A 3,343-nucleotide genomic window follows, 5' to 3' on the forward strand; every position below is an offset into this window, starting at 1 on the left:
AATTATCATTTCCATTGATATTTATCTCATAATCCAAAGAAATGGTATTGAACCGAATTCTATATTTAGAATTGATGTATTTGATAATTCTATCAAATATGGTATTTGATGCTATATCAGACTGATACAGCATATTTTGTGATTTGTTTTTCATACAATAAAAGAATTATTGTATATTTGCAACGCAGATATACAAAGAGATTACAAAGTATAAGCACGATTGAACGGCGAATTCAATTGTGCTTTTGTTTTTTAAAGAAGTTTGATTTCAATAAGACCAAATTACTTTCTCCCACCCTTTTCAACTTTTGCAAGTTTCATGGCTAAATCTGCATCTACAATAATTTTTCTACCAATTTGAGTAATTGCAGCATCAATCTTTTTGCTTTTTTTCAAACGATTTGCAGTTGGTTTACTACACCCAAACAATGTTGCAATTCCTTTTATACCGTAAACATATTTTTTTGATTGAGTATTTTGGTCTGTATTACTTGGTGTAATCTCGTTAGAGGTTTTATTATTGATAAATAAAAACTCTTCTGTAGTTAACTGAAAAAGTGGCTTTTTTAATAATTCTTGAATTTCCATAATAATAAACTGTTGTATTAAACAATAGCCTTGTACAGAGGCTTTCGATGTTCGAACAGTGTAAAATTATATTCAAAAAAAAGGGGAAATGTGGGGATTTGAAAAAAAAATATTTTTCAAAATACTGATTTTCAGTGTTTTGAAAAATATTTTTAATTTAAGAAGGGGATTTGAAAAATTATGATACTTTATTTACTCATTTTTTAATATTTCACTCAATTCATCGAAAAAAAGTATAGCTTCTGAACCCCCTTTTTTTTTATTATACTCTACTTGATTGGATTTCTTATTAAAATAATCCATAAGCCCTAAATTATTCAAAATTTCATCTCTCCATTCATTTTCATCATTTAAATCATTTAAATCAATTTTTTCAGCCAATTTTTTAATTAAATGGCAAACATATATTTTTTTACTTTTTCTAATTTTTAAATCTCCTTTTTTAGTAGAAAGATTCAAATAGTTATAAAAAATCTCACTTGTTGTACTCTCAAAATATTTATTATTACATAGTTTAAAAATTTTATATATAATCCCCATATTCAAATATTCTTTACCTTGAAAATCATTTAATCCATCTTCTTTGTATGAATTTATGATACTTAAAAAAGAATTACTTAAAATACTGATTTCAGAAAATTTATTATAGACATACGGCAAAACAAAATATAAGATATGTTCTCTTTTTTTACGCAACCCATCTAATCCTTCATTTTCCCAATCATATAGCTGCTTCTTGTAAATGTACTCGTCCCAAACTGGGTCGTGTTCATTCTCTTCAGGCTTCTTAAACAACCTATCCCCTAAATTACTTTTACTTAATCTGTAATCTTTAAACAAAACATCAACCTCATTTTGTTTTATCCTGATACTTTCATCAAAACAACTTGATTTAATTCCACATAATTTATCAACGTCAAGAGTATCAAAAAGTTCTTTATTTTCTTCATATAGTTTAATATTATCATTCAAAATAATCTTAAAAGCATTAAATTTTGATTGAAAATTTAATGCTTCAATACTTTCAAATAAAACCTTCTCTAACTTTTTTATATCTTTAATTTCTTCAAAAAAATTAATTACTTTTTCTTGTTCATCAAAACCATAAAGTCCAGTTTCAATAAACTTTGCATAAATTGAATTAACTTCTCTAAACGAGGTTATATAAGTGCTTAACTCCATACCTAAACGAGATTAAATTTTTTCATTTCATTAGCCTTCAACTCATTAATAACATCAATATAAGGTTTCATTGATTTATAATCTGAGTGTCCAGTCCACTTCATCACAATTTGAATGGGAATCCCAATGGAAAGTGCATAGCAAATAAATGTTCGTCTCCCTGCATGTGTACTCAAAAGTTCATATTTTGGTGTAACAGTGTCAATTCTCTTCGCACCAACATAATAAGTCTCATGAACTGGTTCATTAATTCCGGCTAATTCAGCCAATTCTTTAATATAATCGTTCATCTTTTGATTACTAATAACAGGCAATACTTTATCGTCCTCAAAATGAAAATCTTTATATTTTTCCAATATAGCTCTTGTGTAATCATTTAAGTCAATAAATAAACTATCAGCTGTTTTAACTGTAGTAACTTCAATATGATCATTTTTTATATTACTCCATTTTAAATTATAAGCATCTGAATAACGAAGTGAACTATAACAGCAAAAAATAAATACATCCCTAACTCTTTCTAAATATTGTTTTTGTTCTGGAATAATAAATTCACGAAGGTTTTTTAATTCATCAGGAGTTAGAAAAATTACTTTTTTTGGAACAATCTTTATCTTTGGTTTAAATTTTTCAAATACATTTGAATGATTATACCCTTTTTCAAAAGCCCAACGAAGAAACCATTTAAGAAAGCCTAATTGTTTAATGATAGTACTATTTCTCATTTTTTTAGTATCTCTGAGAAATAACAAATAATTATTCAACCCTTTTTCATCAAAATAGTCAAATGTCAAATCTGATTTAAAATCCGACAAATGAACCTTGACACTTTCAAACTTTTGAAAAGTCGATTTTGTCCAGTTATTTTGTCTACCATTTTCTTTATTAAACTCTTCAAATGCAATTTTAAAATCAGTTAAAGATTTACTTTTTGAATCAGTTTTGCTTTGTTTATTTAATGCACTAAATTCTCGTTTAAGCAATTCTGGGTTAGGAATAATGTTTTTTGTTTCAAAAACCTTAAAGATATCTTGAATTTGAGCTTCATATTTTTTTAAATCTGTATTAATATCAGATGCGCTTTGTTTTAATTTATTTGTACATCCATTTTTCACTTTCTGCATACTTTTATCCCATTTAGCGATATCAATACGATAACCAGTAAAAAAATCAACTCGATTATTTAAAAAAACTACCCTCATTCTAATAGGCACGTTCTCTACTACTAGAACTCCGTTTATCTTCCTGTTCTCTAATGAGAAAATTATGTTACGTTTGATATTTGCCATAATAATACATTATAAAATTATACCCAAATCTACACCCTGTTATTGAGATATGCAATAATATTTTATGATATTTTAATTATTTTTAAAAAACGAATAACCTGTTAATTAACAGGTTATTGAGTATTTTCGATTTTTTATGACACCATAGGTGATAGAGTCGGCGACTCCACAGAAAACCCTGTAAAGCACTTATTTTACAGGGTTTTTTATATTTGGTTGCCGTTTTTGTTGCCGTTCTACATAGTCTATTTAAAAGTAATTCTTAATATCATTAATTTACTACC

3 protein-coding genes are annotated in these 3,343 nt (G+C 26.6%); all 3 read right to left on the reverse strand.

All coding sequences use genetic code 11. The features are described from left to right. Nucleotides 1-282: 282 nt before the first annotated feature. Nucleotides 283-588: a DUF3853 family protein gene (locus T1L09_RS00035; protein WP_322548906.1), complete on the reverse strand. Its 306-nt coding sequence runs from the start codon at nt 586-588 to the stop codon at nt 283-285. Between the two features lie 192 nt (nt 589-780). Beyond that, complete coding sequence (locus T1L09_RS00040) at nt 781-1,770, reverse strand: hypothetical protein (protein WP_322548907.1); 990 nt, start codon at nt 1,768-1,770, stop codon at nt 781-783. Nucleotides 1,771-1,772: 2 nt separating this feature from the next. After that, a complete protein-coding gene (locus T1L09_RS00045) occupies nt 1,773-3,059 on the reverse strand; it encodes a site-specific integrase (protein WP_322548908.1) in 1,287 nt (428 codons plus the stop codon). Nucleotides 3,060-3,343: the final 284 nt, after the last annotated feature.

The sequence above is a fragment of the Flavobacterium psychraquaticum genome (assembly GCF_034497725.1).
Lineage (GTDB): Bacteria > Bacteroidota > Bacteroidia > Flavobacteriales > Flavobacteriaceae > Flavobacterium > Flavobacterium psychraquaticum.

Coding starts and splice junctions, on each gene's coding strand:
- T1L09_RS00035 (WP_322548906.1), bottom strand. CDS start 588: ATGGAAATTCAAGAATTATTAAAAAAGCCACTTTTTCAGTTAACTACA.
- T1L09_RS00045 (WP_322548908.1), bottom strand. CDS start 3,059: ATGGCAAATATCAAACGTAACATAATTTTCTCATTAGAGAACAGGAAG.
- T1L09_RS00040 (WP_322548907.1), bottom strand. CDS start 1,770: ATGGAGTTAAGCACTTATATAACCTCGTTTAGAGAAGTTAATTCAATT.